This is a genomic window from Agrococcus phoenicis (assembly GCF_047302415.1).
Taxonomy (GTDB): domain Bacteria; phylum Actinomycetota; class Actinomycetes; order Actinomycetales; family Microbacteriaceae; genus Agrococcus.
In genome coordinates this window covers 2,024,427-2,049,205 of record NZ_CP154854.1, presented here as the reverse complement: position 1 = coordinate 2,049,205, position 24,779 = coordinate 2,024,427, and the positions used below count along the sequence as shown (strand labels likewise).

At 70.9% G+C, this 24,779-nt stretch carries 23 protein-coding genes; 21 read left to right on the top strand and 2 right to left on the bottom strand.

Annotated elements, in window-relative coordinates; genetic code table 11:
- Window positions 1-4: 4 nt before the first annotated feature.
- The 15 genes from AA0Z99_RS09875 (at window position 5) to AA0Z99_RS09805 (ending at window position 15,573) form a co-directional block, all read left to right on the top strand.
- Window positions 5-733, top strand: coding sequence for a hypothetical protein (locus AA0Z99_RS09875; RefSeq protein ID WP_413320832.1), 729 nt, complete (start codon window positions 5-7; stop codon window positions 731-733).
- On the top strand, window positions 730-5,289 hold the full coding sequence (locus AA0Z99_RS09870; RefSeq protein ID WP_413316914.1) for an FtsK/SpoIIIE domain-containing protein: 4,560 nt from the start codon (window positions 730-732) through the stop codon (window positions 5,287-5,289). The genes AA0Z99_RS09875 and AA0Z99_RS09870 overlap by 4 nt, the downstream gene beginning before the upstream one ends.
- A 92-nt stretch (window positions 5,290-5,381) precedes the next feature.
- Window positions 5,382-5,675 (top strand): WXG100 family type VII secretion target, encoded by a 294-nt coding sequence (locus AA0Z99_RS09865; protein WP_413316913.1) that lies wholly within the window; start codon window positions 5,382-5,384, stop codon window positions 5,673-5,675.
- A gap of 146 nt (window positions 5,676-5,821) precedes the next feature.
- Window positions 5,822-6,133 carry a hypothetical protein gene (locus AA0Z99_RS09860; protein ID WP_413316912.1) on the top strand — a complete coding sequence of 104 codons (312 nt, stop codon included), beginning with the start codon at window positions 5,822-5,824 and terminating at the stop codon, window positions 6,131-6,133.
- A 71-nt stretch (window positions 6,134-6,204) separates the two neighbouring features.
- On the top strand, window positions 6,205-7,455 hold the full coding sequence (locus AA0Z99_RS09855) for a hypothetical protein (RefSeq protein ID WP_413316911.1): 1,251 nt from the start codon (window positions 6,205-6,207) through the stop codon (window positions 7,453-7,455).
- 28 nt (window positions 7,456-7,483) lie between these two features.
- A complete protein-coding gene (locus AA0Z99_RS09850; protein ID WP_413316910.1) occupies window positions 7,484-8,146 on the top strand; it encodes a hypothetical protein in 663 nt (220 codons plus the stop codon).
- Entirely contained in the window at window positions 8,143-8,826 is a 684-nt protein-coding gene (locus tag AA0Z99_RS09845) for a hypothetical protein (protein ID WP_413316909.1), read from the top strand. The genes AA0Z99_RS09850 and AA0Z99_RS09845 overlap by 4 nt, the downstream gene beginning before the upstream one ends.
- The gene (locus AA0Z99_RS09840) at window positions 8,823-9,551 is read left to right on the top strand and encodes a hypothetical protein (RefSeq protein WP_413316908.1); all 729 of its coding nucleotides are present in this window, start codon (window positions 8,823-8,825) and stop codon (window positions 9,549-9,551) included. Before AA0Z99_RS09845 ends, AA0Z99_RS09840 begins: the two co-directional genes overlap by 4 nt.
- Before the next feature lie 236 nt (window positions 9,552-9,787).
- Window positions 9,788-10,162: a 30S ribosomal protein S12 gene (gene rpsL, locus AA0Z99_RS09835; RefSeq protein WP_413316907.1), complete on the top strand. Its 375-nt coding sequence runs from the start codon at window positions 9,788-9,790 to the stop codon at window positions 10,160-10,162.
- Window positions 10,162-10,632: a 30S ribosomal protein S7 gene (gene rpsG / locus AA0Z99_RS09830; protein WP_072315044.1), complete on the top strand. Its 471-nt coding sequence runs from the start codon at window positions 10,162-10,164 to the stop codon at window positions 10,630-10,632. Before rpsL ends, rpsG begins: the two co-directional genes overlap by 1 nt.
- A gap of 76 nt (window positions 10,633-10,708) precedes the next feature.
- A complete protein-coding gene (gene fusA / locus AA0Z99_RS09825; protein ID WP_413316906.1) occupies window positions 10,709-12,823 on the top strand; it encodes an elongation factor G in 2,115 nt (704 codons plus the stop codon).
- A 155-nt stretch (window positions 12,824-12,978) separates the two neighbouring features.
- On the top strand, window positions 12,979-14,172 hold the full coding sequence (gene tuf / locus AA0Z99_RS09820; protein WP_413316905.1) for an elongation factor Tu: 1,194 nt from the start codon (window positions 12,979-12,981) through the stop codon (window positions 14,170-14,172).
- Window positions 14,173-14,256: 84 nt separating this feature from the next.
- A complete protein-coding gene (locus AA0Z99_RS09815) occupies window positions 14,257-14,691 on the top strand; it encodes a DUF1801 domain-containing protein (protein WP_413316904.1) in 435 nt (144 codons plus the stop codon).
- Complete coding sequence (locus tag AA0Z99_RS09810; RefSeq protein ID WP_413316903.1) at window positions 14,684-14,914, top strand: SCO4848 family membrane protein; 231 nt, start codon at window positions 14,684-14,686, stop codon at window positions 14,912-14,914. The genes AA0Z99_RS09815 and AA0Z99_RS09810 overlap by 8 nt, the downstream gene beginning before the upstream one ends.
- Before the next feature lie 107 nt (window positions 14,915-15,021).
- On the top strand, window positions 15,022-15,573 hold the full coding sequence (locus AA0Z99_RS09805) for a hypothetical protein (protein ID WP_413316902.1): 552 nt from the start codon (window positions 15,022-15,024) through the stop codon (window positions 15,571-15,573).
- A 15-nt stretch (window positions 15,574-15,588) separates the two neighbouring features.
- On the opposite strand, the gene AA0Z99_RS09800 is transcribed toward AA0Z99_RS09805, so the two are convergent.
- Entirely contained in the window at window positions 15,589-16,350 is a 762-nt protein-coding gene (locus AA0Z99_RS09800; protein WP_413316901.1) for an IclR family transcriptional regulator, read from the bottom strand.
- Between the two features lie 96 nt (window positions 16,351-16,446).
- Here AA0Z99_RS09800 and hutH point away from each other — a divergent pair, with 96 nt between their 5' ends.
- The 5 genes from hutH (at window position 16,447) to AA0Z99_RS09775 (ending at window position 23,062) form a co-directional block, all read left to right on the top strand.
- A complete protein-coding gene (hutH, locus tag AA0Z99_RS09795; RefSeq protein ID WP_413316900.1) occupies window positions 16,447-18,045 on the top strand; it encodes a histidine ammonia-lyase in 1,599 nt (532 codons plus the stop codon).
- 103 nt (window positions 18,046-18,148) lie between these two features.
- On the top strand, window positions 18,149-19,804 hold the full coding sequence (hutU, locus tag AA0Z99_RS09790; protein WP_413316899.1) for a urocanate hydratase: 1,656 nt from the start codon (window positions 18,149-18,151) through the stop codon (window positions 19,802-19,804).
- Window positions 19,805-19,865: 61 nt separating this feature from the next.
- The gene (gene hutI, locus AA0Z99_RS09785; RefSeq protein WP_413320831.1) at window positions 19,866-21,002 is read left to right on the top strand and encodes an imidazolonepropionase; all 1,137 of its coding nucleotides are present in this window, start codon (window positions 19,866-19,868) and stop codon (window positions 21,000-21,002) included.
- Window positions 21,003-21,073: 71 nt separating this feature from the next.
- Window positions 21,074-22,219 carry a type III polyketide synthase gene (locus AA0Z99_RS09780; RefSeq protein WP_413316898.1) on the top strand — a complete coding sequence of 382 codons (1,146 nt, stop codon included), beginning with the start codon at window positions 21,074-21,076 and terminating at the stop codon, window positions 22,217-22,219.
- 9 nt (window positions 22,220-22,228) lie between these two features.
- Complete coding sequence (locus AA0Z99_RS09775) at window positions 22,229-23,062, top strand: methyltransferase domain-containing protein (RefSeq protein ID WP_413316897.1); 834 nt, start codon at window positions 22,229-22,231, stop codon at window positions 23,060-23,062.
- A gap of 70 nt (window positions 23,063-23,132) precedes the next feature.
- Here the strand turns inward: AA0Z99_RS09775 and AA0Z99_RS09770 are convergent, their stop codons facing one another.
- A complete protein-coding gene (locus AA0Z99_RS09770) occupies window positions 23,133-24,092 on the bottom strand; it encodes an arginase family protein (RefSeq protein ID WP_413316896.1) in 960 nt (319 codons plus the stop codon).
- 375 nt (window positions 24,093-24,467) lie between these two features.
- Between AA0Z99_RS09770 and rpsJ the strand changes: the two genes are divergently transcribed.
- Window positions 24,468-24,776, top strand: a complete 309-nt coding sequence (gene rpsJ, locus AA0Z99_RS09765) for a 30S ribosomal protein S10 (RefSeq protein ID WP_021010896.1) — start codon at window positions 24,468-24,470, stop codon at window positions 24,774-24,776.
- The last annotated feature ends 3 nt before the right edge of the window (window positions 24,777-24,779 follow it).

The window sequence follows — 24,779 nt, the reverse complement described above, 5'->3', positions numbered from 1 at the left end:
CGGAGTGCCGCAGCTGCAGCTCGAGTTCGCGGGAGAGTGGATCACGCTCGATCCGGATCGTCCGTTCGTCATCGGCCGCGAGGGCGACCTGACCGTGGACGACAACCAGTACCTCCACCGGGAGTTCCTGGACCTCCGCTACCAGGACGGCCTGTGGTGGCTGTCGAACGTGGGCTCTCGGCTGTCGGCGACGATCTCGTCGGGCGGGGGAGCGGTGCAGTCGTGGCTCTCGCCGGGCGCCCGCCTGCCGCTCGTGTTCTCCGAGTGCTCGATCGTGTTCACTGCCGGACCCACGACCTATGAGCTCGCTCTGCACTCCGATCACGCATCGTTCGCGATGTCGGCCGATCACCGCCGTCGCAGCGCGGGAGAGACCACGGTGATGCCGGTGGGTCTCACGCAGCTGCAGAAGCTGCTGATCGTCGCGCTCGCCGAGCCGATGCTGCGGCGCGACGGCGTGGGCGTGAGCGAGCTCCCATCGAGCGGCGCAGCTGCTGAGCGGCTGGGCTGGACGATGAGCCGATTCAACCGGAAGCTCGACAACGTCTGCGACAAGCTCGATCGGATGGGCGTGCAGGGGCTGCGCGGCGGTGTCGGCAAGCTGGCGAGCAACCGGCGAGCCCGCTTGGTGGAGTACGCCGTCTCCTCGCAGCTCGTCACGCGCGCGGATCTCGACCTGCTCGACGACCCTGGGCTGCGTGCGGCAGACGACGAGGGGCAGGAGGCCCAGTGAAGATCAAGCTGACGCTGCACCGATCGACGGCCGAGCCGACCGACGTGCTCATCACCGCCGATTCGACCGCGACGATCTCGGATGTCGCGAAGCACATCGCGCTCGCTGACCCGACCCATGCGGTGCTGTTCGACGACGACGACGTCCTCACGCTCGCCGTCGCTCCGCCGACCGAGGAGCAGCTCGCCGAGCTGCAGCCCGACGTGCTGGTCGCCGAGGCGGCGATCGGTTCGGGCTTCCACGCCCAAGTCGTGAACCTCGGGGCGAACCCGCGCAGGTTCGGCGCGGCTCCCGGCAGCGCTGTCGAGGTCGTGGCGGTGCTGCGCGCCGTCAGCGGCGCGCTCCAGGGGCAGGAGTTCTCGCTCGCCAAGGGTCATTGGCGCATCGGTCGCGACGCCGCGAACGACATCGTGCTCGACGACCCCCTGGTGTCCAAGCGGCACGCCCGCGTCGAGGTGGGGGCGCACGTCGAGCTCGTCGACCTCGGCTCGTCGAACGGCATCATGGTCGACGGCGACCTCGTCATGCGGCTCACGGTCATCCCGGGCCAGCCCTTCACCATCGGCGATTCCGACTTCGTCGTCTACTTCGCCGACGCGTTCGATGCGTCCGGCGAGGACCCTGTGCTCGAGCGCGGTGGCGCCCTGATGTTCAACCGCAGCCCGCGAGTCGAGCCCCGCTTCCCCGGCGAGGCGCTGAAGCCGCCGACGCTGCCGAAGGAGATCACCGACAAGCTCTTCCCCTGGCCCATGCTCGTCGCGCCGCTGCTGATGGCCGGCGCCCTCTATGCCTTGACGGGACGGGTCCGCTCGATCCTCATCGCCTTCATGACGCCGCTGATGTTCCTCGGCAACTTCATCAACAACAAGCGGCAGTTCGGTCAGAAGCAGAAGATCGAGATCCAGCTGTTCGAGAAGCAGTACGAGGCGCTCGAGGAGCGCTTCTACCGCGAGCAGCCGATCGAGGTGGGGGTTCGCAACCAGGAGGCGCCGCCGGTCGCGGAGGTCTTCGAGCACGCCATGCGCCTCGGTCCGATGCTGTGGACGCGTCGACCCGAGCACTGGAACTTCCTCGGCGTGCGCCTGGGCAGCTGTCGCGACGAGTCCCGCCTGACCATCCGCGAGCGCACCGAGGAGGAGGGCAGCGGCCTTCCCCAGTACATGGATCGTGTCGACCGCCTCCGCGAGCGGTTCCAGTTCGTCGATGACGTCCCCGCGTTCGAGACGCTGAAGGATGCGGGCTCCATCGGCATCGCGGGCACCAAGGGGATGGCGGCGGACGCGCTGCGTGGCCTGGCCGTGCAGCTGTTCGGCCTCCACGCGCCGAACGAGGTCGTCGCGGTGGCGATGTGCGATCCCGATTGGACGCCGGAGCTCGACTGGCTGAAGTGGCTGCCGCACACGACGAGCGAGACGAGCCCGTTCAAGGACCTCCCGCTCGCGGACTCGGCACCGACCGGCGCGGCGCTGCTGAACGCGCTCGAGGAGTACGTGATGCAGCGCACCAAGGCGCCGGAGCCGCGGGGTCCGATGAAGGAGACCTGGACTCCGATGGAGTACGGCACGGACGTCGCCCGAGCCGGGGAGGCGAAGAAGCCCAGGACGCCGATCTCCGTCATCGTCATCGTCACGGGCGATGCTCCCGTCGACCGCGCTCGCCTGACGCAGATCCTCGAGCGGGGCGCCGATGCCGGTGTCCACGGCTTGTTCGTCGCGCCGACGGTGGAGTCGTTGCCGGCGGCGTGCCGCACGTTCGTCGACGTGACCGGCGGGCTCGACCAGGCGACGGTCGGCTCCGTGCGCGCAGGCGAGGCCAAGGAGGGTGTCGTCACGGAGGGCGTATCGCTCGACTACATGCGGATGTTCGCCAAGCGACTGGCGCCCGTGGTCGACTCGAGCATCGTCATCAGCGACAACTCCGACATCCCTGGCTCCGTCACACTGCTCTCGCTCGTCGGCGATGAGGTCGCCGAGGATCCCATCGCGGTGGTCGACCGCTGGCGCCAGAACTCGACGATCATCGACCGCTCCGGAGCGCAGCTGCCGCGGTTGAAGCGGGCCGGCAACCTGCGCGCCGTCATGGGGCAGGGAGCGAGCGATGTCATGACGCTCGACCTGCGCACGCAAGGCCCGCACGCCCTCGTCGGCGGGACCACCGGCGCCGGCAAGTCGGAGTTCCTGCAGGCGTGGGTGCTCGGCATGGCCGCAGCGCACAGTCCCGACAGGGTCACGTTCCTGTTCGTGGACTACAAGGGCGGCAGCGCGTTCGCCGACTGCGTCGAGCTGCCGCACTGCGTCGGCTTGGTGACCGACCTGAGCCCCCACCTCGTGCGGCGAGCGCTCACGAGCCTGAAGGCAGAGCTCCACCATCGCGAGCACCTCTTCAACCGCAAGAAGGCCAAGGATCTGCTGGAGCTGGAGAAGCGGCAGGACCCGGAGACGCCGCCTGCGCTCGTGCTGGTGATCGATGAGTTCGCGGCGCTCGCGAAGGAGGTGCCCGACTTCGTCGACGGCGTCGTCGACATCGCGCAGCGCGGCAGGTCGCTCGGCATCCACCTGATCATGGCGACGCAGCGACCGGCGGGTGTCATCAAGGACAACCTGCGCGCGAACACGAACCTGCGCGTTGCGCTTCGGATGGCCGATGAGTCGGATTCGCGCGATGTCGTCGACGACACCGTGGCGGCATCGTTCGACCCGAGCATCCCCGGTCGCGGCATCGCGAAGACCGGCCCCGGGCGACTGGTGCCGTTCCAGTCGGCCTACGCAGGCGGCTGGTCCTCGAAGGACGAGGTCGTCGCCGCTGAGGTGCGTGTCGCCGAGCTGCGCTTCGGCTCGATCACCGTGTGGGAGATCCAGCGCGCTGCGGAGTCGGAGTCGGAGTCGCACGACGTCGATCTCGGACCGAACGACCAGAAGCGCATCGTCCAGTCGCTCATCGCGGCCTCTGCGCACGCAGCGATCCCTGCTCCACGGCGGCCGTGGCTCGACGACCTGCCGACCTGCATCGACATCGCATCGTTGCCGATCGAAGGCGATTCGAAGGTCTTGCTCGGGCTCGCCGACCTGCCCGAGCGGCAGCAGCAGCTGCCGATCTACTTCGAGCCGGACAAGGACGGCTCGATGATCGTGTTCGGCTCCTCGGGTTCGGGGAAGTCGGCGGCGCTCAAGACCATCGCGGCCGCAGCAGGCATGCGCCCAGAGCTCGGCAGGGCCGAGGTGTACGGCCTCGACTTCGGGTCGGGCGCGCTGCTCGCGATCGCTCGCCTGCCCCATGTCGGATCGATCATCGAGGGCGATGATGCGGAGAGGATCCAGCGCCTGCTGCGTTCCTTGGATCGCGAGATGGATCGCCGCTCCCGAGCGTTCGCGGCTGCCGAGGCCTCGAACATCAGCGAGTTCCGCTCGATCGCGGAGCCGAGCGCGTCGCGCATCTTCGTGCTGGTCGACAACTTCGCGGAGTTCCGCAAGGACTGGGAGATCTCCTCGGCGAGATCGCCGTTCTACCGCATGTTCATGCGCATCCTCACCGAGGGTCGCGCGCTCGGTGTGCACGCCGTCATCACGGCAGACCGCGCAGCAGCGCTCTCCGGGAGCGTCACGTCAGCCATCTCTCGCAAGATCGTGCTCAGGCTGGCCGACGCGAACGGCTACCTCTACCTCGGCGTCCCGCGCGACGTGCTCGACGAGAGCTCGCCAGCAGGCCGCGCGCTGCTCGATGGCGCGGAGACGCAGCTGGTGATCATCGGCGGCACCTCGAACACGGCGGAGCAAGCCCGCCACCTGGACGAGCTCGGTGCTGGTCTGCGTGCGCGGGGCGCCGTCGACGTCGAGGAGATCGGTGCCCTGCCGGTCGAGGTCCGGCAGGACGAGATGCCTCCGACGGTCGACGGCATGCCGGTGTTCGGCGTCGCGGAGGACACGCTGGGCCCGCGCGGCTTCGAGCCGATGGGGACCTTCGCCATCGTCGGACCGCCGCAATCCGGGCGCACCAACGGGCTCCGCTCGCTCGTCATCGCGATGGAGCGCTTCGACCCGGAGATCAAGCTCTTCCACTTCGGGAGCCGCCGGGCGCAGCTGACCGACTTCCGCCCGTGGGTGCGCAGCGCGGTCCGCCCCACCGAGGTCGAAGCGCTCGCGAAGGAGCTGACGGAGATCGTCGCGGACGAATCCATCCCGGGCCGGATCGTGATCGTGGTCGAGGACGTCGCGCAGCTCAACGACGGCCCGGCGGAGCGTCCGCTGCGCGCGCTCATGAGCGCGGTGAACAACAGCGATCACGTCCTCTTCGGCGAAGCCGACATCTCCCGCTCGGGCAGCAGCAGCGGTGCGATGGGCGAGTGGAAGTCGGGCCGCCAAGGCATCGCGCTCCAGCCGGACACGTACGACGGCGAGAGCGTCTTCAAGGTGCCCTTCCCCCGCATCAAGCGCTCGGAGTATCCCGTCGGCCGCGGCATGTTCGTGCAGCACGGCAAGTACGTCACCCTGCAGCTCCCCGTCGCGCCAGAGCCGGCCGTCGCGTCGCACTCGTCCAGGCCGGCGCAGACGCATGGGTAGGTCTCCCCATTGCAGTCGCGGCGCGCGGTTCCTAGATTGGAACTCGCTGGCCCGGATCAGGGTCACTGACCTCAGTTGAGAAAGGTAGACCTATGGCAACCGACTTCGGCGCATCATATGACGAGATGGAGGCCACGGCCTCCAACCTCGACACCGGCAAGCAGGACATCGTCGATCTCCTCGAGAAGCTGCAGGGCTACGTCGACGAGCTCGTGGAGGACGGCTTCAAGACGCAGCACGCCTCGGGCAAGTACCGCGACGGCTACCAGGACCTCACGGACGGCATGAAGGAGGCGTCGCAGGGCGTCGAGGACATGGCGCAGGCGCTGCGCGACATGGCGTCGACCATCGACGACACCGACGTCGGCATGGCCGGCGGCAGCTGAACCGCCGTGCTCGCGATCGGGATCGCGCTCGCGATCCCGATCGCGGCACATCGGGCTCGAGCATGAGCCCGGACACGGGAACACCACGGCCGGCGACGGATCCGCCACACGCAAGCAGCAGTTGACCGCAGAGGGGGCAGCGCACCGTGAACGATGTGCTCATCAAGTACTGGGAGCTCGAGCGGCTCGTCGAACGGCTCTCCAGCATCATCGACGAGTTCGAGAGCGCTGGCGACCGGTCGAACGAGATCCGTGACACCGTGGGGTACCCGTTCGGTCGCACTGAGCTGCCCAGCAAGGCCTCCGAGGCAGAGAGCCGCTGGAGCTACAAGCGCGGCAAGCTCACCGAATCGCTCATCGGCATCCGTGACCACGGTCAGGCCATCTACGAGGCCTTCCAGGAGTTCGACGAGGAGGCCGCCTCGAAGTTCGAGAGCGGCGAGGATCCGCCAGCCTGATGACGCTCGCGCCGACCCGGCGCTGATCCGATCACTGGTCACAGCATCCGCCCGCACAAGAGGAAGAGCACATGAGCCGCTGGCCGTACACCACCCAGACGCGTGAGATCTGCCAGTTCCACCAGGACGGCAGCGACATCGTCTCGCTCGGGTGGGACATCTGGTACCTGGGTACCTACATGAACACCGCTGCAGACATCATGCAGGCCCTCGCGGATGGCAGCGACGGGCAGCAGGGGAAGTCCGTCGACGAGCTGCGGAACAAGGTCGGCGATGCGCACGTCCAGCTGCACCTCGCGAGCGAGATGTACAAGCCCATCGGCACTGCGCTCAAGGAGTACGGCGCAGAGGTCCGCGACACCATCAGCACGCAGATCAACACGCGATACCAGACCGCTCTGGATGCGTGGGAGCTCTACCGGGATCTGCCCGGCGATGAGAACGGGACCACGTACTTCCTCGGGATCGGCAAGCCCGAGGAAGGCAGCCCCGAGGCTGAGGCGCAGGAGGCCGAGGACCTGGCGAAGGCCCAGGCGTGGGATGACTGGATCGAGGCGGCGAACTCGTACGACGCCGCGTACGACACCTGGGAAGAGGCGTGGAACTCCGCGGTCGACAAGTGCGACGACGGATTCAGCGACGATCTCAAGGACTCTACGTGGGAGAAGGTCAAGCAGTTCATCGGCGCAGCGCTGGAGGTCCTCAAGTGGGCCGGCCTGATCGTCGGGATCCTCGCGCTGATCATCGGCGGCCCGATCCTCGCCGCGATCGCCGCCGCGATCGCGGTGCTGGCGCTCATCGGCACTGCGATCCTCGCCTTCGCCGGGGATCGCAGCTGGGGCGATGTGGCCTGGGCCGTGGTCGACGTCATACCGTTCGGCAAGGTGGGCAAGCTGTTCCAGGCCGGCGAGAAGATGAAGTTCGTCAAGGAGATGGGCAAGAACTTCAACCCGCAGACGTACAAGAAGGGCTGGGACGCCCTGAAGAAGTCCAACGTCGAGGGCTGGGGCGAGGGCGCGTCCCGCGGATTCCGGGACGGGCTGACCGCCATGCTGACAGGGAAGAACGGGCCCGGCTGGAAGTCGATGTGGAAGGACAACATGGACATCTCGAAGTGGGCGAGCGACACCGGGGCGAACTTCTTCCAGCGGGGCGCGGAGCGCGTGATGCGCTTCGGGGGCGTGATGTACGAGGGCGCCTTCACCGGGGCGAACCACGTGTTCAAGGTGCAGGACTGGGCGACGACGATCTCGAACGGCTTCACCGGCGATGACAACACGAGCTGGCGGAAGAGCAACCCCATCATCCGCACCATCTTCTGAGCCGCGTGCGTTTGCTATGGTCGCAACCGTGATGGGAGCGGAGCGCGGGGGCATCGAGGCGACGACGACCGAAGCGGGTTGGATCGAGATCCCGGAGGCTCTCGAGGTGGACGAGCGCCAGCAGTGGCTGGAGCAGTCCGTCGGAGAGCTGCGGGACGCGTGGGGGGATGCGTGGGACGACCGCGCGGACCTCATGGTCCCGACCATGCTGCTGGAATCGCTCGAGCAGCGCCCGGACGCCCATCTCGTGTTCGAGGCGTGGCCGTTCCAGGTGCCGGCGCGAGGTCGCATCCGGATCTCGATGACCGAGAGCGCTGCGCTGCCCGACTTCGCTGCGCTCGGCTTCAGCCTGATCCCCTACGACGGCGCTGCTGCCGGTCCAGGCATCATGGTGGTGCGACAGCGCGACGAGCACGCGGATGACGCCGAAGGCGTGCGCGTGGTCGACTGGGGGGTCGTGTTCGACGACGGCACCCGCTCGTTGTTCGTCCAGGTCGACACCGTGCCGCTGTTCTTCTTCACCCGCATCCTCGCGGGGCTGCACGGGCTCGTCATGAGCATCCGAGTGACGCTGCCGGGTGGCGCGCCGTTCGTCGCGCAGCCGTCGTCGAGCGCGATGGTCGACGATGAGTCCGAGTGGCACGCGCTCCGCCTGCAGGCGGAGGGTCTGCTCGGGCAGGAGGAGTCGTGACAGGACCCGCGATGGGTGCGACCCCAGGCGGCGGCCGCGGCGAGACCGAGACCGTGTCGCTGCGTGAAGCGCTCGGCGCCGCGCGGGCACCAGAGTTCCACCTCACCGTCCCGAGCGGTTGGGCCAGGATCGCGACCGACGAAGCCGGTCAGCGGCTGCTGGAGCGTCGGATGGGCGAGCGGATGATGCAGACAGGCCGGCCCGACCTCACCGCGGGACTTCGTTCGATGCTGCGGGAGAGCCTCGATGCCATGCGGGAGCACGGTGCCGTCGCGCTGTTCATCCCGATGGATGAGCACGGGCTCGGGCAGGTCGGCGCTCCCACGTCCATCACTGCCTATGCGCGCAGGAGCACGGAGGATGAGCGGCTGGACGACTACGTGCAGCACGTGATCCGCCGCTTCGACGCTCAGCCGCTGCACGGGGACCTGCGCACCCTTCGCTTCGAGACCGAGAGCGCGCGCGAGATCGACGATCTCGAGGCGATCATCTCGACCACCCACTACATCACGCCGGTGCCGGGCACCCGCAGGCAGCGAGCGATCGAGCTGCTGGCGACCTATGGGCGGCCGGCTTCGATGCCGCGCGAGGACGAGCGCGTCGAAGGGCTGCACGCGCTGTTCGACATCTGCGCCTCCACCGTGCGGTGGTCGGCGCCTCGGGAGGGCGGGACGCCGTGACGACCGCACTCCGCCGTGCGCGCGAGGACGACCTCCCCGCTGGCTCCGAGCTCGCCGCGCTCGAGGTCCAGCAGGCCGTCGACACGCCCGGGGTGTCGGTGAGCACCCCCGGCAGCGCGCTGCTGCGGCTGCTCGTCGGCATCGCTCTGGTCGCGCCGCTCGGTGGCCTGCTGGCCCCGTTGGGCGGGTCGGGTGCCGACGTGTTCTCGGGGACCGGTGCCCTGGCGCCCGAGACGGAGCGGTGGATCGTGCTGCTGTGCTTCTGGGCCGCCGCGCTCGGCCACCTCTGGGCGATCGCCGCCTGGTGGCGAAGGGGCAGGCCGAAGGACGGCAACGGCCTCGCGGCGACCGCGCTCGGTGTGGCAGCATCCGCCGCAGCCGCCTGGTGGCACCTGGATCGCACCCCTGCGCCCGAGCTGCCGGCCGTGCTGCTGCCGATCGTGCTGAGCGGTGCGCTCGCGCTCTTCGGGCTCATCGCGCGCATCTCGGCATCCGGTCCCAGCACTGCGAAGGAACAGGAGCGGTCCGCGCTGGGCGACCGGTTGCGAGCCCTGCCTGAGGACGAGCAGCGCAGGCTGCTGGCCGAGCGGGAGCAGATGCTGGCCGTGCTGGTCGACCGAGGGCTCATCGACGAGCAGCAGGCGATCGAGGCGGCTGCCGCGCGGCTCGGGGACTGGTGGCGGCTCGACCACGAGCGGTCGAAGGGTGCTCGACGCGGCGCTTGACCGTGCGTGCCGGGTGGCGCTAATCTTGATCGGGTGTGCGCGCAAGCGCGCCTTGCGCCATGCGCGAGGAGCATGACCGCGCACTCGGGATGCGGACGATCGTCCGTGACCCCCACGGCATATCCACCACCGAACGATGCTGCGCGCGAGAGCGCTCACGGGTGGATCCCCGATGGAGCCGGCGCAGCCGGACCACCACATCGAAGCGCTGTCACCGTGCAGCAGGAAGAAGCAACGTGCCCACTATCCAGCAGCTGGTCCGCAAGGGTCGGTCGCCGAAGGTCTCGAAGACCAAGGCGCCCGCTCTGAAGTCGAACCCCCAGCAGCGCGGCGTCTGCACCCGCGTCTACACGACCACGCCCAAGAAGCCGAACTCCGCGCTCCGCAAGGTCGCCCGCGTGAAGCTCTCGAACGGCACCGAGGTCACCGCGTACATCCCCGGTGAGGGCCACAACCTCCAGGAGCACTCGATGGTGCTCGTCCGCGGCGGTCGTGTGAAGGACCTCCCCGGTGTGCGCTACAAGATCGTGCGCGGCGCGCTCGACACCCAGGCCGTGAAGAACCGCAAGCAGGCTCGCAGCCGCTACGGCGCGAAGATGGAGAAGAAGTAATGCCTCGCAAGGGTCCCGCCCCCAAGCGCCCGGTCGTTGCCGACCCCGTCTACGGCGCACCGATCGTCTCGCAGCTCGTCAACAAGATCCTCCTCGACGGCAAGAAGGGCCTCGCCGAGCGCATCGTCTACGGCGCGCTCGCCGGCGTCGGCACCAAGTCCGGCCAGGACGCGGTCGTCGTGCTCAAGAAGGGTCTCGACAACATCCGTCCGACCCTCGAGGTGAAGTCGCGTCGCGTCGGCGGCTCGACCTACCAGGTGCCCGTCGAGGTCAAGCCGCACCGCGCGAACACGCTCGCGCTGCGCTGGCTCGTCTCCTACGCCAAGGCGCGTCGCGAGAAGACCATGACCGAGCGCCTCATGAACGAGATCCTCGACGCGTCCAACGGCCTCGGCGCCGCGGTCAAGCGTCGTGAGGACACCCACAAGATGGCCGAGTCGAACAAGGCCTTCGCGCACTACCGCTGGTGATCCCCTGCGCGGGCCGCCGCCGGCGGCCCGCGCAGCACCGACCTCAACGCATCCATCCACTCATCGGAGGAACCCTGTGGCACAGGACGTGCTCACCGACCTGAACAAGGTCCGCAACATCGGCATCATGGCCCACATCGATGCCGGCAAGACCACGACGACCGAGCGCATCCTGTTCTACACGGGCGTCAACCACAAGATCGGCGAGACCCACGACGGCGCCTCGACGACCGACTGGATGGAGCAGGAGCAGGAGCGCGGCATCACGATCACGTCGGCCGCCGTCACCTGCTTCTGGGACAAGCACCAGATCAACATCATCGACACCCCCGGCCACGTCGACTTCACGGTCGAGGTCGAGCGCTCGCTGCGCGTGCTCGACGGCGCGGTCGCCGTCTTCGACGGCAAGGAGGGCGTGGAGCCCCAGTCCGAGACGGTCTGGCGACAGGCCGACAAGTACGACGTGCCCCGCATCTGCTTCGTCAACAAGATGGACAAGATGGGCGCCGACTTCTACTTCACGGTCGACACCATCATCAACCGCCTCGGCGCTCGCCCGCTGGTCATCCAGCTGCCGATCGGCTCCGAGAGCAACTTCGAGGGCATCGTCGACCTGGTCGAGATGAACGCGAAGACGTGGCGCGGCGACGCCAAGGGTGACGTGAAGATGGGTGCCGAGTACGCCATCGAGGAGATCCCGGCCGACCTCAAGGAGAAGGCCGCGGAGTACCGCACGGCCCTGCTCGAGACGGTCGCCGAGACCGACGACGCGCTCATGGAGAAGTACTTCGAGGGCGAGGAGCTCTCGGTCGCCGAGATCAAGGCCGCCATCCGCAAGATGACGGTCGCCTCGGAGATCTACCCCGTGCTGTGCGGCTCGGCGTTCAAGAACCGCGGCGTGCAGCCGATGCTCGACGCGGTCGTGGACTACCTGCCCACCCCGCTCGACGTGCCGGCCATCCCCGGCCACGACGTGCGCGACGAGGAGGTCATCATCGAGCGCCACGCTGACCGCGACGAGCCCTTCGCGGCGCTCGCCTTCAAGGTCGCCGTGCACCCGTTCTTCGGTCGGCTCACCTACGTGCGCGTCTACTCGGGCCACGTGGACTCCGGCGCCGCGGTCGCGAACTCGACCAAGGGCAAGAAGGAGCGCATCGGCAAGATCTTCCAGATGCACGCCAACAAGGAGATCCCGGTCGACGCGATGAGCGCTGGCCACATCTACGCGGTCATCGGCCTCAAGGACACCACGACCGGCGACACGCTGAGCGACCCGTCCAACCAGGTCGTGCTCGAGTCGATGACGTTCCCCGAGCCCGTCATCGAGGTCGCCATCGAGCCGAAGACGAAGGCCGACCAGGAGAAGCTCTCCCTCGCCATCCAGAAGCTGGCGGAGGAGGACCCGACCTTCCGGACCGAGAACAACCCGGAGACGGGTCAGACGGTCATCAAGGGCATGGGCGAGCTGCACCTCGACATCCTCGTCGACCGCATGAAGCGCGAGTTCAAGGTCGAGGCCAACGTCGGCAAGCCCCAGGTCGCGTACCGCGAGACCATCAAGGGCACCGTCGCGAAGTTCGACTACACCCACAAGAAGCAGACGGGTGGATCGGGCCAGTTCGCCAAGATCCAGATCAAGCTCGAGCCGATGGAGCTCTCCGGCGAGGAGACCTATGAGTTCGTGAACGCCGTCACCGGCGGTCGCGTGCCCCGTGAGTACATCCCCTCGGTCGACGCTGGCATGCAGGACGCCATGCAGGTCGGCGTGCTGGCGGGCTTCCCGACGGTCGGCGTCAAGGCGACGCTGCTCGACGGCGCGGCCCACGACGTCGACTCCTCGGAGATGGCGTTCAAGATCGCCGGCTCGATGGCGTACAAGGAGGCTGCGCGCAAGGCTCAGCCCGTGCTCCTCGAGCCGCTCATGGCGGTCGAGGTGCGCACGCCCGAGGAGTACATGGGCGACGTCATCGGCGACCTGAACTCGCGTCGCGGGCAGATCCAGTCGATGGAGGACGCGCAGGGCGTGAAGGTCGTCAAGGCCCTCGTGCCGCTGTCCGAGATGTTCGGCTACGTCGGCGACCTGCGGTCGAAGACCTCCGGCCGGGCCGTCTACTCGATGGAGTTCTCGACCTACTCCGAGGTCCCCAAGGTCGTCTCGGACGAGATCGTCCAGAAGAGCAAGGGCGAGTGAGCCTGTCGGGGCGGCGGAGACGGCGCCCCGACAGCACCCGCCGAACGGCTCGGTTTTCCCTGAATCCGCAGTCGAAGTACGATAGATCAACACCACCCCGAAGGATCGCCGCGGACGCGGCGGTGCACTCATGAGAACAGTCCTAGGAGGACACAGTGGCTAAGGCCAAGTTCGAGCGGACCAAGCCGCACGTCAACATCGGAACGATCGGTCACGTCGACCACGGCAAGACCACGCTCTCGGCAGCGATCTCGAAGGTCCTGGCTGACAAGCACCCGTCGGCGACCAACGTGCAGCGCGACTTCGCGTCGATCGACTCGGCTCCCGAGGAGCGCCAGCGCGGCATCACGATCAACATCTCGCACATCGAGTACGAGACGCCGAAGCGCCACTACGCGCACGTCGACGCGCCGGGTCACGCTGACTACATCAAGAACATGATCACGGGTGCGGCGCAGATGGATGGCGCGATCCTCGTGGTCGCCGCCACCGACGGCCCCATGGCGCAGACCCGCGAGCACGTGCTGCTCGCCAAGCAGGTCGGCGTGCCGTACCTGATGGTCGCGCTCAACAAGTCGGACATGGTGGACGACGAGGAGATCCTGGAGCTCGTCGAGCTCGAGGTCCGCGAGCTGCTCTCGAGCCAGGACTTCGACGGCGACAACGCCCCCGTCGTCCGCGTCTCGGCGCTCAAGGCGCTCGAGGGCGAGGAGAAGTGGGTCGACGCGATCCTCGAGCTCATGCAGGCTGCTGACGACAACATCCCGGACCCGGTCCGCGACCGCGACAAGCCGTTCCTCATGCCGATTGAGGACGTCTTCACGATCACCGGCCGTGGCACGGTCGTCACGGGCCGCGCCGAGCGCGGCACGCTCGCGATCAACTCCGAGGTCGAGATCGTCGGCATCCGCCCGACGCAGAAGACCACGGTCACGGGCATCGAGATGTTCCACAAGCAGCTCGACGAGGCATGGGCCGGCGAGAACTGCGGTCTGCTCCTCCGCGGCACCAAGCGCGAGGACGTCGAGCGCGGCCAGGTCGTCGTCAAGCCGGGTTCGGTCACGCCGCACACGAACTTCGAGGGCACGGCGTACATCCTCGCCAAGGACGAGGGCGGCCGCCACAACCCGTTCTTCACGAACTACCGCCCGCAGTTCTACTTCCGCACCACCGACGTCACCGGCGTCATCTCGCTGCCCGAGGGCACCGAGATGGTCATGCCCGGCGACACCACCGACATGACGGTCGAGCTGATCCAGCCGATCGCCATGGAGGAGGGCCTCGGCTTCGCCATCCGCGAGGGTGGCCGCACCGTCGGCGCCGGCACGGTCACGAAGATCAACAAGTAGTCACCTGACTGCGCGAAGGGGGTCCGGCAGCTGCCGGGCCCCCTTCGTCGTGCGCGCCGGCGCCGACCGGTGCAGGATGGTGGCATGGCAGCTGCGAAGACCCGGCCCACCGACGCATCCGTCGACGCCTTCATCGATGCGGCCCAGCCGGCCCGGAGGGTCGAGGAGGGGCGCCGGCTGGTGCGGCTCATGCGCGAGGAGACAGGAGAGGAGCCCGTGATGTGGGGGCCGTCGATCGTCGGCTTCGGCAGCTATCACTACGCCTCCCCGGCGCCGAGCTCTCGCACGGCCGGTGAGTGGATGTCGGTCGGCTTCTCGCCGCGGAAGGCCGCGGTCTCGCTCTACGGGCTGAAGGACCACGCCGAGGGCGCTGCGCTGCTGCCCGAGCTCGGCGGCGGCTACACGGAGGGCGCAGGCTGCGTGTACGTGCAGCGCCTGGAGGACGTCGACGAGGCCGTGCTGCGGCAGCTGGTGCGCATCGCGCACCGGCGGGGCGGCGAGGAGGCCGCCGATGCCTGACCCGGTCGGCACGGCGGGCGCGGTGCTGCTGCTCGTCGGGGCAGCCTTCAGCGTGCTCGTCTGGCCGGCGTTCCTGCGGCGCGTGGTGCGCGACGAGCGGGCCAGGGATGCCTCCGGTCGCCCCACCCGGTTCCTGACGGTGCACGTCGTGCTCGTCGCGATCGCGCTCGTGATCGCGGTGGCGCAGGCCGCGGTCGGCATCTGGTGGCTGCTCCAGCGCTGAGGCGGGCAGCGCCGAGGCGAGCGCGGCACCGACCTGGCTCTCAGCCGGCGGTGCTTGGCTGGCAGGAGCCGGCGCACCGGCGCCGGCGCGAACACGGAGGTGCGAGCATGGCAGACAGCCCTATCCGCGACGGCGGCGATCAGCCCCTCGACGACGAGCCGGATCTGCCCGTGGGCACCGGACCGGTGGAGGGCAGGATGCAGGAGCGCGACGGCGACCACCCGCCCGAGGACGACGTGCAGCTGCCCGCCGGCGGCGAGCCCGGGCTGCCCTACCCGAACGCCGAGCGCGACGGCCAGAGCGCGTTCATCGCCGACACGACGGGCGAGCGCTACGACCGCGCCGTCGATGAGGGGCTCGCGCGCATCGACGAGCAGCGTGCGCGCATCGAGCGCCTCGAGGCCGAGCAGCCCGCGGGTCACGAGGACGGGTCCGGCCAGCGGCTCGATCCCGGTCCGGGCGCACCCGATGTCCCCGGTGGCGCCGTCGGGGCGGGCGATGCCGAGCCCGACTCGGGCGCAGCCGGCGCGGGTGCACCGGCCGCCCCCGCGGCACCCGCTGCGCCGCAGGGCCCCGGCACCCTCGATCCTGCCGCGCCCGTCGGCGACCCGGCCGGCGACGCGAGCGCCCTCGACGACACGGATCGCGCGCAGCCCTGAGGGGCATCGACGCCCTCAGCCGCCGCCGAGCCTCCGAGTCAGCTCGGCGGCGGCTTCGGCGCATCGCGCGCCGAGCTCCGTGCGCACCCCTGGCTCGGCGCCGTCGATGCGGAACGTGAGGCCGATCGCAGCGGCCGGCTGCCCCGTCGCGTCGCGCGCCGCGGTCGCGACCGAGGCGTAGGCGGGATCGACCTCGCCCTCCTCCACCGCCCAGCCTCGGCGCCGCGCGATGGCGAGCATCGTCGCCAGCGCGGCCCGGGTGGAGGGCTGCTCGCCCACCAGGTCCCGGTCGCGCGGGATCAGCGCGCGCACCTGGTCTGGCCCGAGCGCTGCGAGCATCGCCCTGCCGGTCGCGGTCCGCACCGCGGGGAGGCGCACCCCGACCCGCGAGACGGTCGACGGGGAGCGCGGCCCGGCGCCGCGCCCCGCGTAGGCCACATCGCTGCCGGCCAGCACGGCGAGGTGGCTCGTCGCCGGGACGGGCGAGGCGCGCACGAGCCGGTCGAGCACGGGTTGCGCGAGCCGCTCGAGCCGCGTCGCGGCCGCGACCCGGGAGCCGATCTGCTGCACCCGCGCGCTCGGACCCCAGGCGCCGAGCTCCGGGTAGTGCACGAGGAAGCCCTCGTCGCGCATGACCTGCAGCAGCTGGTAGGCGCTGGAGCGCGGCAGGCCCAGCTCGCGCGCGATCGTCGACGCGCGCACGGGCCCCGCCTGCTCGGCGAGGAGCACCAGCACGCGGAGCGCGCCGCGCGCCGCCGGCATGCGCGGCACCGCCATCGCCCGCCCCCTCTGCGCTCGAGTCAGTCTGAGATCTCAGACACGAGTATGGCGCACGCGGGTGCGCTCGGTGGGCGGGAGCGGTGGAATGGGGCCATGCCAGTGGTCATCGGAGACGCCCCCCTCACCCGCCACGACGTGGTCCGGGTCGCCCGCTTCGACGCGCGCGTCGAGCTCAGCGCCGCAGCGCTGCGCCGCATCGACGATGCGCGGGCCGTCATCGACGGGCTCGCCGCCGACCCGCATCCGCACTACGGCATCTCGACCGGCTTCGGTGCGCTCGCGAACACGGCCATCGCGCCCGCCGACCGCACGCGCCTGCAGCAGTCGCTCATCCGCTCGCACGCCGCATCCAGCGGCGAGGCGGTCGAGCGCGAGGTGGTGCGCGGCCTCATGCTGCTGCGGCTGCAGACGCTCGCGACCGGCCGCACCGGGATCCGCCGAGCGACGGCAGAGCTGTACGCCGGCATGCTGAACGCCGGCATCACCCCGATCGTGGGGGAGTACGGCTCGCTCGGCTGCTCCGGCGACCTCGCACCCCTCTCGCACGTCGCGCTCGCCGCGATGGGAGAGGGCGTCGTCAGCGTCGAGCGCGCGGGCGCAGCGCCCGGCACGGCCGAGCCGGTGACGATGGATGCCGCGGCCGCGCTCGCCCAGGCGGGCCTGAGCCCGGTCGTGCTCGCCGAGAAGGAGGGGCTCGCGCTCGTCAACGGCACCGACGGCATGCTGGCCATGCTCTGCCTCGCGCTCGCCGACCTCGACACGCTGCTCGACACCGCCGACCTGACCGCCGCGATGAGCGTCGAGGGGCTGCTCGGCACCGATGCGCCGTTCGCCCCCGAGCTCATGGCGCTGCGCCCGCACCCCGGTCAGATCGCCAGCGCGGCCACCATCGCCGCGCTGCTCGAGGGCAGCCCCATCGTCGCGAGCCACAAGGGGCCGGAGGACACGCGCGTGCAGGACGCCTACTCGCTGCGCTGCGCCCCGCAGGTCCACGGCACCGCCCGCGACACCGCCGCCCACGCGGCGCGCGTCGCCGAGATCGAGCTGGCCAGCGCCATCGACAACCCGGTGGTGCTCGCCGATGGCCGCGTCGTCTCGAACGGCAACTTCCACGGCGCACCCATCGCCGCCGTGCTCGACTTCCTCGCCATCGCGATCGCCGACGTCGCTTCGATGAGCGAGCGCCGCAGCGACCGCTTCCTCGACCCGGCGCGCAGCTTCGGCCTGCCGCCGTTCCTCGCCGACGACCCGGGCGTCGACTCCGGCCTCATGATCGCCCAGTACACGCAGGCGGGCATCGTCTCCGAGCTCAAGCGCCTCGCATGCCCCGCATCCGTCGACTCGATCCCCTCGAGCGCCATGCAGGAGGATCACGTGTCCATGGGCTGGGGCGCGGCACGCAAGCTGCGGCGCGCGGTCGACGGCCTCGGCAGGGTGCTCGCGATCGAGCTCATGACGGCGGCGCGCGGCATCGAGCTGCGCGACGCGGCACCCGGCCCCAGGACGGGGCGGGTGATCGAGGGGCTGCGACGGCTGGTGCCGGGCATCGGTCCCGACCGGTTCCTGGCCCGCGACATCGATGCATCCCTCGCCTTCACCGTCGGCGGCGCCGCGCTCGTCGAGGCCGGCCTGCTCGACACCGTCGAGGCCCGGGCGCCTCGCCGACACGACACCGACCCCACCGCGCCCTAGCACTTCGCAGGCGGCCAGTGCGCTCCGAAGGAGCATCACCCTCGGGCACCCGGGATCGCCTGCGAAGCGGAAGGCGGAACCATCGACGCAGAGAGGAAAGACCATGGAAGGCGCACGCATCGTCCGCGCAGCGCGCGGCACCGAGCTGACGGCCAAGGGCTGGCAGCAGGAGGCCGCCCTGCGCATGCTGATGAACAACCTCGACCCGGAGGTGGCCGAGCACCCCGACGAGCTCGTGGTCTACGGCGGCACCGGCAAGGCCGCGCGCGACTGGGCGAGCTTCGACGCCATCGTGCGCGAGCTGACGAGCCTCGAGGACGACGAGACGCTGCTCGTGCAGTCGGGCCGACCGGTGGGCGTGATGCGCACGAGCCGATGGGCGCCGCGCGTGCTGATCGCCAACTCGAACCTCGTGGGCGACTGGGCGACGTGGCCCGAGTTCCGTCGGCTCGAGGCCGCCGGGCTCACGATGTACGGCCAGATGACGGCCGGCAGCTGGATCTACATCGGCACGCAGGGCATCCTGCAGGGCACCTTCGAGACCTTCGCCGCCGTGGCCAGGGCGCTCGGTCGCGAGAGCCTCGGCGGCACCATCACCCTCACCGCGGGGCTCGGGGGGATGGGCGGGGCGCAGCCGCTCGCCGTCACGATGAACGACGGCGTCGCGATCTGCCTCGAGGTCGACCGCAGCCGCATCCGGCGCCGCATCGAGCACCGCTACCTGGACGTCGAGGCGCGCGACGTCGAGGATGCGCTGGCGCGCGCCGTCGAGGCGCGGGACGCGGGCCGCGGGCTCAGCATCGGCCTGCACGCCAACGCGGCCGACGTCGTGCCGGAGCTCCTGGCGATGGGCGCGCCGATCGACATCGTCACGGATCAGACGAGCGCGCACGACCCGCTGGCCTACCTGCCCAGCGGCGTCGCCTTCGACGACTGGCACAGCGAGCGCGAGCGCGATCCCGAGGGCTTCACCGAGCGGGCGCGGGCATCGATGGCGCGGCACGTGGAGGCGATGGTGGGCTTCCAGGCGGCCGGTGCCGAGGTCTTCGACTACGGCAACTCGATCCGCGCCGAGGCGGAGCTCGGCGGCTTCGACGACGCCTTCGCGTTCCCCGGCTTCGTGCCCGCCTACATCCGCCCGCTCTTCTGCGAGGGCAAGGGGCCGTTCCGCTGGGCGGCGCTCTCGGGCGACCCCGAGGACATCCGCCGCACCGACGAGGCGATCCTCGAGCTCTTCCCCGAGGATGCGCACCTGCACCGCTGGATCCGGATGGCGCAGGAGCGCGTGCAGTTCCAGGGGCTGCCGGCCCGCATCTGCTGGCTGGGAGCGGGGGAGCGCCACCTGGCGGGCCTGCGCTTCAACGAGATGGTGGCCGACGGCACCCTGAGCGCGCCGATCGTCATCGGCCGCGACCACCTCGACTCCGGCTCGGTCGCGAGCCCCTACCGGGAGACCGAGGCCATGCGCGACGGGTCCGACGCGATCGCCGACTGGCCGCTGCTCAACGCGCTCGTGAACACGGCCTCCGGGGCCAGCTGGGTCTCGATCCACCACGGCGGCGGCGTCGGCATCGGCCGCTCCATCCACGCCGGCCAGGTGACGGTCGCCGACGGCACCCCGCTCGCCGCCGAGAAGCTGGAGCGCGTGCTCTCGAACGATCCCGAGATGGGCGTGATCCGCCACGTCGACGCCGGCTACGACGAGGCGGCCGCGTTCGCCCAGGCGCACGGCGTCGCGATCCCGATGCGACGGGGCTGAGGTGGCGGCGACGCTGCTCACCGGCATCGGCGAGCTCACGACGAACGACGACCGGGGGCGGATGCAGGATGCCGCGCTGGTCATGGAGGGCGACACGATCGCGTGGGTCGGCGAGGCGCGCGCCGCTCCCGCCGCCGACGAGTCGATCGACGTGGCCGGCCGCGCGGTGCTGCCCGGCTGGGTCGACAGCCACACGCACCTGGTCTTCGCCGGCGATCGCGGCGCGGAGTTCGAGGCCCGCATGGCGGGGGAGCCCTACGCGGCCGGCGGCATCGGCGTGACGGTCGCCGCGACGCGCGAGGCGAGCGACGAGGCGCTCGCGGCGAACCTCGATCGGCTGGCCGACGAGATGCTGCGAGGGGGCACGACCGCGTTCGAGACGAAGACGGGCTACGGCCTGACCGTCCCCGACGAGCTCCGCAGCGCGCGCCTCGCCGGCGCTCGCGCCGACTCGGTGACCTTCCTCGGCGCGCACCTCGTGCCCGAGGGCTCCGAGGCGGGCGGCTACCTCGACCTCGTGACCGGCGCCATGCTCGAGGCGGTCGCGCCGCACGTCGACGCGGTCGACGTGTTCTGCGAGCGCGGCGCCTTCGACGAGGCGCAGTCGCGGCGCGTGCTCGAGGCGGCGCGCGCTCGCGGGCTGGCGCTGCGCGTGCACGGCAACCAGCTCGGCCCCGGCCCCGGCGCCCGGCTCGCCGTCGAGCTCGGTGCGACGAGCGTCGACCACGTGGCGTTCCTCGACGACGACGAGGTGCGGATGCTCGCCGAGACCTGGCGGGCAGGCCGCGGCACGGTCGCGACCGTGCTCCCCGCCTGCGACCTCTCGACGCGCATGCCGCTCGCACCCGCCCGCCGGCTGCTGGATGCCGGCGCGGTGCTCGCGATCGCGACGAACTGCAACCCCGGCACGAGCTACACGACGTCGATGGCCTTCTGCGTCGCGACCGCGGTGCTGCAGATGGGGCTGACGATCCAGGAGGCGGTGCGGGCCGCGACGCTCGGCGGTGCGATGGCGCTCGGCCGCGACGAGCCGAGCCTGGACCGAGCGGGTCGCGCCCTGCTGCCGGTGGGCCGCATCCGTGCCGGCGCGCGGGCCGACGTGCAGGTGCTCGAGGCGCCGTCGGTCGCGCACCTGGCGTACCGGCCCGGTGTGCCGCTCGTGCACGCCGTGTGGCGCGCGGGCGAGCGCGCGGCCTGAGGCGCCGCGGTCGAGGCGGTCGGGCGGGCCGTGGTCGGAGAACGCACAGTGTCCCCCAATAGCCTCGCGGCATGAGCGTGACGATGCGGGGTCTCTCCACGGTGGTGCCGCCGACGAGCCTGGAGCAGGGCGCGGCGGCCGAGATCTTCGGCTCGCAGCCAGGCCTCACGCGCCTCTCGCAGCGGCTCGTCAGCACGTCGTTCGGCGTCTCGGGCATCGCGCGCCGCCACACGGTCGTCGAGGAGCTCGGCGCCGACACCGCGGCGCCGGCCGAGCCCGAGTTCTTCGACCGGGCCAGCGGCCTCGTGCTCGACCCCGGCACTCGGCTGCGCAACGACCGCTATGCGACGCACGCGAGCCGGCTCTGCGTCGAGGCGGGCCGCGCGGCGCTCGACGCCACGCCGGGGCTCGCCGCCGACGACGTGACGCACGTCATCACCGCCTCCTGCACGGGCTTCTACGCGCCCGGCCCCGACTTCGTGCTCGCGCGCGACCTGGGGCTGCCCGCCGGCGTGCAGCGCTACCACCTGGGCTTCATGGGCTGCTACGCCGCCGTGCCGGCGCTGCGCCTGGCAGCGCAGCTGTGCCAGGCCGATCCCGAGGCGGTCGTGCTCGTCGTGAGCGTCGAGCTGTGCACGCTGCACCTGCGCACCTCGAACGACCCCGACACGATCGTCGCGACCTCGCTGTTCGCCGACGGCGCCGGCGCCGCGCTCGTGACCGCGCGCGGACCGGAGCAGGGCGAGCGGGCCCTGCAGCTGGACGGCTTCGCGACGCGCACGACGCCGCAGGGCGAGGGCGACATGGCGTGGCGCATCGGCGACCACGGCTTCGAGATGGTGCTCTCGAACGCGGTGCCCGCCATCATCGGCGAGCACATCACGGACGCGATCGCGCCGCTGCTCGAGGCCGAGCCGCAGCTCGCCGAGGCGCTCGCAGAATCTCGCGCGGGAGCAGCGATCCAGCACTGGGCGATCCACCCCGGCGGCCGCAGCATCCTCGATCGCGTCGAGTCGACGCTCGCGCTGTCCGAGGCGCAGCTCGTCCCCGCGCGCGAGACGCTGCGCGACTTCGGCAACATGTCGAGCGCCACCGTGCTCTTCGTGCTGCAGCGCATCCTGCAGGACGTCGGCTCGCGCGACGGCGACCGCGTCGCAGCCATGGCGTTCGGGCCCGGGCTCACGGTCGAGTCGGCACTGCTGACGGTGCGCGGCTAGGGCGCGCCGGTGCTCGACAGCGCATCGTCCGCCGCGCCCGCTCGGCGCGAGCGGCCAGGAGAGCGCGATCCTCGCACTGCCGCCCTCGCGGGAGGGCGCGTGCTCGCGGATGCGCGCGTGCTGGCCAGCCTGCGCAGCCGAGACCCCGATGCCCGCGAGGAGATGGACGACCCGCAGTGCGATCCTCGGACGCTCGCGCGCACCTTCGAGCGCTTCGCGGCGGTCAACGCCCTCGTCTCGGAGCCGCGCGCGCTCTACCGCCGCTGGATCCGGCCGCGGCTGCTGCGCGGCGAGCGCGTGCGACTGCTCGACGTCGGCACCGGCGGCGCCGACCTGCCGCGCCGGCTGCTGCGATGGGCTGCGCGCGACGGCGGCGCGCTCGAAGCGGTCGGCATCGACCCCGACGCGCGCGCGATGGAGGCCGCGCGGGCTCGCGCGCCGCTGCCCGGCCTCGAGCTGCGGCAGGCGTCGACCCGCGAGCTGGCTGCGGCGGGGGAGCGCTTCGACGTGATCGTCTCCAACCACGTGCTGCACCACCTCTCCCCACGGGAGCTCGGCGCGATCCTGGCCGACTCCGAGCGGCTCGCGGCGCCGGGCGGCGTCGTGGTGCACGGCGACCTCGCCCGCTCCGCCCTGGCCTACGCGGCCTTCGCTGTCGCGACCCTGCCGCTGCGGTCGACCGTGCTGCGCGACACCTTCATCCGCGTGGACGGGCTCGCCTCCATCCGTCGCAGCCACACGCCCGCCGAGCTCGCGGCAGCGGTGCCGGAGGGCTGGGCGGCGAGCGGGCGCCCACCGGCGAGGCTCGAGCTCGTGTGGTCAGCGCCTGCGCGAGTGCGCTGACGGCGAGCGGCGAGGATCGTGCGCAGGGCGATGGCCTGGCGGCCGGCAGGCCGAGCCCGCCGGCGCTCGGCTACAGCGCGCGCAGCTTCGGGAACCTGCGGTCCTCCCGGTCGGCGAGGGCTGCGAGCGCCTCGAGCACGCCGAGCGCCGTGAGCCGCACGGTGCGGCCATCGGCGGCGTCGGCTGCGGCATCGACCTCGGTGAAGTCGATCGAGGCGACCTCGTCGTAGGCGACGATGGCGCGGATCAGCGCTCGCAGCTGCCACGCGCTGATGCCTCCCGGCACCGATGCCGGGCAGCCCGGCGCGACCGAGCGGTCGCAGACGTCGACGTCGACGTCGAGGTGCACGGGGCCGCCGCCCGCGCGCGCGACCCGCACGGCCTCGGCGGCGACCTCGTGGAGCCCGCGCTGCTCGAGGTCCTCGCGCGCGAGGACGCTGATGCCCGCCTCGCGCGCCCGCTCGGCGTACGCGCGGGAGTTCGCGAAGTCCTGGATGCCGATCTGGGCGACGCGCGAGCCGTCGAGACCCGCGTCGAGCAGCCGCTGCACCGGCGAGCCGTTCGAGCGGCCGTCGCGCAGGTCGTGGTGCGCGTCGAGCGTGATGAGGCCGGCCGTCTCGATGGATGCGCCCCAGCTGCCGAGCGCCGCGGGCACGGTGGCGGCGTTGTCGCCGCCGAGCACGATCACCAGTCGGGCCCGCGCGGCCGCCCGGGCGACGAGCGCCGTGGCGCCCTGCTCGTCGGCGTCGGGGTCGGAGGCGTCCCCGGCGTCTGCGACGCGCAGCGCGCCGACCGGCATGGCGGTGTCGGCGGCGTGCGGCGAGAACCGCCGCAGCGCATCGCGCACCGCGCCGGGCGTGGTGTGCGCGCTGGTGGGGCTGAGCGAGGTCTCGTGCGTGCCGATGCCGACCAGCACCGCGTCGAGGTGACCCGGCGCATCCGCCAGCGACGGCCAGTCGCCGCTGCGCGGCCATGACGGGTCGTGGGGCAGATCGGAGCCGGTGGGCATCGCGGTCGACGAAGGAGGCATGCCGCGACGGTAGCAAGGCCGGTGCCCGTCCCCGCGAGCCCGCGCAGAGCCGGGCCGCGACCCGCGACTCCCGCGAGACGACGCGGGAGTCGGCGCGACACGCCCGGGTTGCACGGACCTCCGCATCCGTGCGAGAATCGTCAGGTTGCAAACGCGACGGTTCCACGTCGCTCACTGCTCTGGCTGTGCACAGGTTCGAGAACGCTCCTGGGCCGCGGGCAGCTCCAACAGAAACTTCGCCGAAGCCGAGCACGGTACCGCCGTGCCCGACGGCGGTGCGCGCCCCATGCGGGCATTGACAGAAGAACAGCGGTGCACTCGAGAGTGCGTTGCGAGCAGCCTAGAACGGCTGCGTCGACAGGAAGAGAGTCAGCCATGGCGGGACAGAAGATCCGCATCCGACTGAAGTCGTACGACCACGAGGTCATCGACTCGTCGGCGCGCAAGATCGTCGACACCGTGACCCGTGCGGGCGCGACGGTGGTGGGCCCGGTGCCGCTGCCGACCGAGAAGAACGTGGTCGTGGTGATCCGTTCACCTCACAAGTACAAGGACAGCCGCGAGCACTTCGAGAAGCGCACGCACAAGCGACTCATCGACATCATCGACCCGACGCCCAAGGCGGTCGACTCGCTCATGCGCCTCGACCTGCCCGCTGACGTCAACATCGAGATCAAGCTCTAAGGA

Bases quoted from the DNA above. Each gene is read 5' to 3' on its own strand.
- AA0Z99_RS09770 (WP_413316896.1), bottom strand. From the start codon at position 24,092: ATGCCTCCTTCGTCGACCGCGATGCCCACCGGCTCCGATCTGCCCCAC.
- rpsG (WP_072315044.1), top strand. From the start codon at position 10,162: ATGCCTCGCAAGGGTCCCGCCCCCAAGCGCCCGGTCGTTGCCGACCCC.
- AA0Z99_RS09855 (WP_413316911.1), top strand. From the start codon at position 6,205: ATGAGCCGCTGGCCGTACACCACCCAGACGCGTGAGATCTGCCAGTTC.
- AA0Z99_RS09800 (WP_413316901.1), bottom strand. From the start codon at position 16,350: ATGGCGGTGCCGCGCATGCCGGCGGCGCGCGGCGCGCTCCGCGTGCTG.
- AA0Z99_RS09780 (WP_413316898.1), top strand. From the start codon at position 21,074: ATGAGCGTGACGATGCGGGGTCTCTCCACGGTGGTGCCGCCGACGAGC.
- AA0Z99_RS09865 (WP_413316913.1), top strand. From the start codon at position 5,382: ATGGCAACCGACTTCGGCGCATCATATGACGAGATGGAGGCCACGGCC.
- AA0Z99_RS09815 (WP_413316904.1), top strand. From the start codon at position 14,257: ATGGCAGCTGCGAAGACCCGGCCCACCGACGCATCCGTCGACGCCTTC.
- AA0Z99_RS09810 (WP_413316903.1), top strand. From the start codon at position 14,684: ATGCCTGACCCGGTCGGCACGGCGGGCGCGGTGCTGCTGCTCGTCGGG.
- rpsJ (WP_021010896.1), top strand. From the start codon at position 24,468: ATGGCGGGACAGAAGATCCGCATCCGACTGAAGTCGTACGACCACGAG.
- hutI (WP_413320831.1), top strand. From the start codon at position 19,866: ATGCAGGATGCCGCGCTGGTCATGGAGGGCGACACGATCGCGTGGGTC.
- hutU (WP_413316899.1), top strand. From the start codon at position 18,149: ATGGAAGGCGCACGCATCGTCCGCGCAGCGCGCGGCACCGAGCTGACG.
- AA0Z99_RS09805 (WP_413316902.1), top strand. From the start codon at position 15,022: ATGGCAGACAGCCCTATCCGCGACGGCGGCGATCAGCCCCTCGACGAC.
- hutH (WP_413316900.1), top strand. From the start codon at position 16,447: ATGCCAGTGGTCATCGGAGACGCCCCCCTCACCCGCCACGACGTGGTC.